The organism is Synechocystis sp. LEGE 06083 (assembly GCF_015207725.1).
Lineage (GTDB): Bacteria > Cyanobacteriota > Cyanobacteriia > Cyanobacteriales > Microcystaceae > Synechocystis > Synechocystis salina.
Map to the genome: position 1 here is coordinate 1 of NZ_JADEWJ010000265.1, position 5459 is coordinate 5459.

A 5459-nucleotide genomic window follows, 5' to 3' on the forward strand; every position below is an offset into this window, starting at 1 on the left:
CCCCAAACCCGCGCCGTCAGTGATTGGTTAATTCGATTTCCCCTAGCTTACATTGGCATTATGCTGGGCATTTTCCTATCAAAACCGATCTTAGATAGCATTTGTCGCCTGGTTTTAACCCGCATTATTGATTTTATTCAAGAAAAAGGGATGGAATATCCCCGCGTAAAAACCCGTGCAATTACGATTTTTTCTGTTTTAAAACAATTCAATATTTATTTGATTTTAATATTGGGATTTTTATTATTTTCCTATTTTATTAATGTTTTATATTTTGCCTTGATCATTCTGGCAGGACTGGCTTTTTTGGTTCAAAATGTTCTCCAAGATTTTGTCAAAACCTATTTTATTTTGGCAGAAGATCAGTATGGATTGGGGGATATTGTGCAAATTGGCGAGGTTTCCGGCACAGTAGAACGAATTTCTCTCCGCAATAGTCAACTCCGCACCGTTTGCGGGGATTTGTTTATTGTTTCCCATAGTAGTTTCGACAAAATAACCAATTTTACCCACGGTCAATCGGGGATTAAAGTGTTTATTGATGTTGCTTACAGCACAGATTTAGATCTGGCCATTACGGTGATCAATCAAGTTGTGGAAGACATGCAACAAGATGAGGTTTGGAGTAAGTATGAAATTCAGTCAGACATGAAAGGGGTAGACAATTTTGGCGATAATAGTATTACGATCTTTTTGGTTTTAAAAACGAAACTGAGTGAGCAATGGACAGTGGTACGAGAATACCGTCGGCGTTTGAAGTTAGCGTTTGATCAACAGGGAATTTCTATTCCTTTTCCCCAACGATCTATTTGGTTTGAAAATAAGTTGACAATGGTTGACTCTTCGATGAAAAATAGTCAAAATAATGATCAGGCCTTGATCCGTGAAAGTGGACAAGAAAGTTAAATAAATTGGTCGCTTAACTATAGATTGCTGAAGCTATTTCTGGACAAAGATTTAGAATGTCAAATTGCTGATTCATCTAAATTCTATGTTTGATAAGCGTTTCATAAAATCATCCTTTTTTAAGACCAGTACCCAATAAATCTATCTACAATGTGAATAAATTGATCGCCTATTTTAAAATAAAGGTGTTGTTTTCAGGAAAAAGTAAGGTTTGAGTAAATCCACTTTTTTCACTAAACTTGTTTGGGTTAAAGGAGATGGCCGGATAAATCTTACCAGTACGCTAGGTGATTCCTTGAAACTGCCTGATGGTCAGTTTAGGACTTCTTGATCCGTTGCACTGGGCATCAGAGTGATGGTTTGGTGGGGAATGCCAGCCCGAATTTCAGCTTTATCAAAGGCCTGTTTCACCCACCACCGGAATTCTCGCCCCACATTCCACTGTTCACAGGGCTAAGTTTTGATTATTTGTGAATTTACATTGTCATAAAGATTAGTTATCCAGGTTACCATATAGAGAAACTAAGCGAGCAATAATTACAGTTAAAAAAATTGCCCCAGCCATTGCTTCAAAATTTGCGAGAAGCATTACCCACCTTCCTGTGGGAATAATGCCGCCATAGCCAACAGTGGTTAAGGTAATTAAACTAAAATACATTGCCAAATTCCAAGGCTGTAATTGATATTCCCTGACGTCATTAATTTTGAAAGAATGGGGATCTATTTGCCAAATCATGAAATAAATAAAGGACCAGATAATTCCGATAAAAAGATAGGCAATAATCGCCAAGATGATAATGTTACTGGTTACTTTTTGTCTATGGGCTAATGCCTGAACAGTGGCGAACCATTCGTATCCAAAAACTGAAATTTTAATGACGGTAGCAGTGGCCAAGAAAAAAGCACTAAAACTAGGAATCCACTGAAAGTGGAATATCGAATCAAATAAAAAAGAAATTGAAATTAGGACAAATACAATTTTTGCTCTTTTTTTAGAATAGACACGATCATGACGATCAAAATCCCTAAGCGAAATTAAGAATATGGTAGCTAAAAAAGTTATATTAACAAAGAACAACTCAAACGTATTTTTGCCAACAATCGCAATCGCAATACCAATTACGGTAATAATTAAAATAATGTAAGGGTTTGTCAATGGTTTGAGCATACTCTTTTCTATTATTCGACAAATTCCAGAAGCGTTCTTAAGATTCGAAGGAGCCGAAACAACGGCTTTAGTGATCGCCTCCCTAATTAAAAAGTAATCGCCTTAGTCTCTTCGAGATTGGACATTTTGATATTCTCCCTTGTACCAGTAAAAATTGAGTCATGATTCCTCACATTTTGGTTAAAAATTCATAGATTTAACTATCACTCCAATAAAACTAATTAATCCAATTACCAACAGTGCTACTCCAACAATTTCCGCACTGTAGGATGTTTCATAGATATAGCTATTACTTTCAATTTGCTTGATTAACTTACGGTGTTGTTTTAACCCTACAAACATCCCAAACATTCCTGTACCAATAAAGGATAATCCTACAATAACTGAAAATCTTACTGGATTAAGATGATGTTCAATATGGATATTTTCAATTGACCTCACGATGGTAGGGATACCAAAACCAAAACCAATTAATGATAGAGACGTGCGGATCCAAGCCATTAAGGTACGATCGGCGGCGGCTCGACTACGATATTTAGCTAGTTCAGTACGATCTGCAGCTAAATCATTGGTAGAAGACTGCTTGGGAGTTTGACTCATAATTGATCAGATTTTTTAGGGTAATTTGGCTAATTTGCGCTTATGGTAAATTGAGTAAAGAACACCTAAAACAGCCCCCACCATTAAATAAGCCACTATTGTTGGTATTACTTGTTTTTCCAGACCATTTAAAATAGTGATGAATAAAGCTAAACCAATATTACGGGCAATACAGGAAATTGCTAGGATAGACCTATGATCTTCATCGGGGCCTCCTAAAACGTGTCCAATACCCAGAGAGACAATCACCATAATAGTGATCGCAACTAATGGTAATCCCCAAAGTTTAAACAACAAAGGAAATCCAATAATACAGGCTAAAATAACTAGTATAAAAAACAGAAAATTAGCGATAAAAGTTAAAGATTTTTCAACCTTTACTGCATAATTAGCCCCATATTTTTGCAGTAAAAGGCCTAGACTAACGGGTAAAAGTTGCACTATAGTCACTTGTTTAGCGACATCTAACATAGTTAGTTTTTCGGGAATACTTTGAAATAAGATAGTAAAAATAGCTAAAGTCAGAGGGGTAATAATAACCGCAAGTAAAGCCAGAGTTAGCTGAAGACTAGCAGACTGACTAGATTTAGCTCCCGCCATTTTGGTTCTTTTTGTGGTCAGAGGCGCACCGGGAGAGGCTGCTAAAAAGACTAATCCCATCGCTACTTCCAAAGGTAAGTTAAATAGTTTCAGAAGTGCCACTACCACTAGGGGAACCAGCACAACAACTGCAAAAAGCGCACGAAATAGTAAAGCAGGTTTGCGCCAAAAAGAAAACATTGTCTCCAAAGAAAACTTGATTCCCATGGCTAACATTAGGGAAAAAATTGTAACTTTGACAATTATGAGTAAGAAAGGATGGTTCATGACTTAAATGCGAAGATTTGTCGCCAATCATTTTTCATGCTGATCACGAACCAGCCTTCTTTCTTGGCTTCATCGTACAGTGCCTGAGGGAAGGTTCCGATCCTGGTGTCGGGCAGTCCTTGGGCTGGACCGTAGGCGTACTCCCGTTTTGCGTCGTCGTGCAGCACAAGCATTGATAACCTTGCCCCATCCCCTGCCTTGGTGTATTCCAGCATCTGGCGATCGCCAGTCGAGTTACCAAAGGCGGCGTAAGGTCGGCGTCCGATCATCAGGTGGATGCCTTCGGGTTTACCGGCATTGTTGTCGTTAAGGAGCAGTTTCGGTTCTTTAGTGAGCATTGGCTGACCGTTTTCGTCATAGCCATACTTGGTGCTACCCGCAGTGCCGACTACCTGCTCAGGGGGAATACCGTAGGTCTGCTCTGAGTAAACCCTTACGAAGTCTTGTCCCCCCCCCGTAACGATATAAGTCTTGTAATCGTTAGCACGCAGGTATTTCAGCAACTCCTGCATGGGCAGATAGGTGAGTTCAGTGTAAGGTCGATTCCATCGAGGATTTTTAGCCGTTTCTAGCCATTTTTTAGCTTCAGTTTTGAACTCATCCACTGTCATGCCTGTAAGGGTGGCGGCCAGAATCTTTTCAAGATCCGGCAGGGAGAGCTTGGCGATCGCCTCTTCGTTGCCCGAAAGCACGGTTTTAAATGGCTCAACATCGGCAAGCTCTGGTTTGTCCTTAACTACCACCGGAACACGATCAAAGACATAGTCTACCTGGGTATACATAGGGTGTTCAACCCATAAAGTTCCGTCTTGATCGAAAGTAGCAATCCGCTCTGGTAAAGGGACGAAATTCGGGTTCGATGGGTCGGTTGTTGTTTGCACAAACTCAATAATTGCGCTTTTTGTTGCTCCCTTATTCCAAGAGGGCAAAGGATCGGTGGATTGGGCAACTACCCTCCCGAAGTTGGCAAGGTTCCCCATCCATGTCACTACTAGAACGCCCAATAGGGCAATCAGTAAGGTCTTGAGCGAGAATTTTTTCATCTTGTGATTTTTGGCTCAGTATTCTGGAACTAAGAAGAAAAAATTTCTATCCTTGGCGGACAGTTCCCTTTTTTTTCTTCTCTCTAAAACGTTCGACTACTTTGCATTTTCTCTAATAATTGATCAATAGTTTACTGATTTTCTTGAATTAATATCTGAACCTGCATTGCAAGGTCTTCAGCATAATTGGGCTCGGTGACGACTCCATATTTATGACTAAGCAAACACCTGGGGTTATTTTTCCACTACCCGTCGGCTCAGGCTATACAAAAATGGCAAACTTTTGGTCAGTCACCTTTAGGCGATCGCCCCTTGAAGTTTAATCAATTCAATGATGGAGATCGCACTTCCCAAGAGCTACTAACTTCTTAACGTCCTAATTGTTGCAATAATTCCTGTATTGATAGCACAGGCATAGAAGAACCAAAAAAACCTTGGGCGTCGCGTGTGAGAATAGCGTCCAATCCCTGCTCGACAGCACAAAAAATTTGAACAGCGTCTTCAAAATCGGCCAAACCATACCTGAATGCTGCTTCTAAAACGGCTCGGTTGACAGGACAAATAACCATAACAGTCAGCATTTCTGAGATTGCTTGTCGTGATTGCTCGATACTGCGAGTATGCTTGCGAGCAATATAGAAAATATCCGTAAGCGTTGTTGCTGTCACATGGCCAACAACTTGACCAGTATCAATGGGACTGTAAATTAATTTGTGTAAAAGCAAAAATACAAATTAACCCATTTCACCAAGGAGGCAATGATGGCAAGGAAGAAAAAAGAGGATACCGTAGCCGATAAATTAATGGATGAACTGTTAAAGGATTATTCAACCCCGGAAGAAATTCTGGGGGAGAACGGTCTGCTCAAGCAGTTA

At 39.9% G+C, this 5459-nt stretch carries 7 protein-coding genes; 1 reads left to right on the forward strand and 6 read right to left on the reverse strand.

The window, feature by feature from the left end:
* Positions 1-60 precede the first annotated feature (60 nt).
* A complete protein-coding gene (locus tag IQ219_RS16345) occupies positions 61-906 on the forward strand; it encodes a mechanosensitive ion channel family protein (protein WP_194073306.1) in 846 nt (281 codons plus the stop codon).
* A gap of 312 nt (positions 907-1218) precedes the next feature.
* Here IQ219_RS16345 and IQ219_RS20430 read toward each other — a convergent pair whose 3' ends face one another.
* From IQ219_RS20430 to IQ219_RS16370, 6 genes are all read right to left on the reverse strand, one after another.
* Positions 1219-1341: a hypothetical protein gene (locus IQ219_RS20430; RefSeq protein WP_255512839.1), complete on the reverse strand. Its 123-nt coding sequence runs from the start codon at positions 1339-1341 to the stop codon at positions 1219-1221.
* A gap of 58 nt (positions 1342-1399) precedes the next feature.
* Positions 1400-2074 (reverse strand): potassium channel family protein, encoded by a 675-nt coding sequence (locus tag IQ219_RS16350; RefSeq protein WP_194073307.1) that lies wholly within the window; start codon positions 2072-2074, stop codon positions 1400-1402.
* Between the two features lie 180 nt (positions 2075-2254).
* Positions 2255-2674 (reverse strand): YidH family protein, encoded by a 420-nt coding sequence (locus tag IQ219_RS16355; protein WP_194018925.1) that lies wholly within the window; start codon positions 2672-2674, stop codon positions 2255-2257.
* Between the two features lie 15 nt (positions 2675-2689).
* Positions 2690-3541 (reverse strand): bile acid:sodium symporter family protein, encoded by an 852-nt coding sequence (locus IQ219_RS16360; protein WP_194073308.1) that lies wholly within the window; start codon positions 3539-3541, stop codon positions 2690-2692.
* On the reverse strand, positions 3538-4584 hold the full coding sequence (locus tag IQ219_RS16365) for an HAD family phosphatase (protein WP_194073309.1): 1047 nt from the start codon (positions 4582-4584) through the stop codon (positions 3538-3540). Before IQ219_RS16365 ends, IQ219_RS16360 begins: the two co-directional genes overlap by 4 nt.
* Positions 4585-4952: 368 nt before the next feature.
* Positions 4953-5309 carry a PIN domain-containing protein gene (locus IQ219_RS16370; RefSeq protein ID WP_228017236.1) on the reverse strand — a complete coding sequence of 119 codons (357 nt, stop codon included), beginning with the start codon at positions 5307-5309 and terminating at the stop codon, positions 4953-4955.
* Positions 5310-5459: the final 150 nt, after the last annotated feature.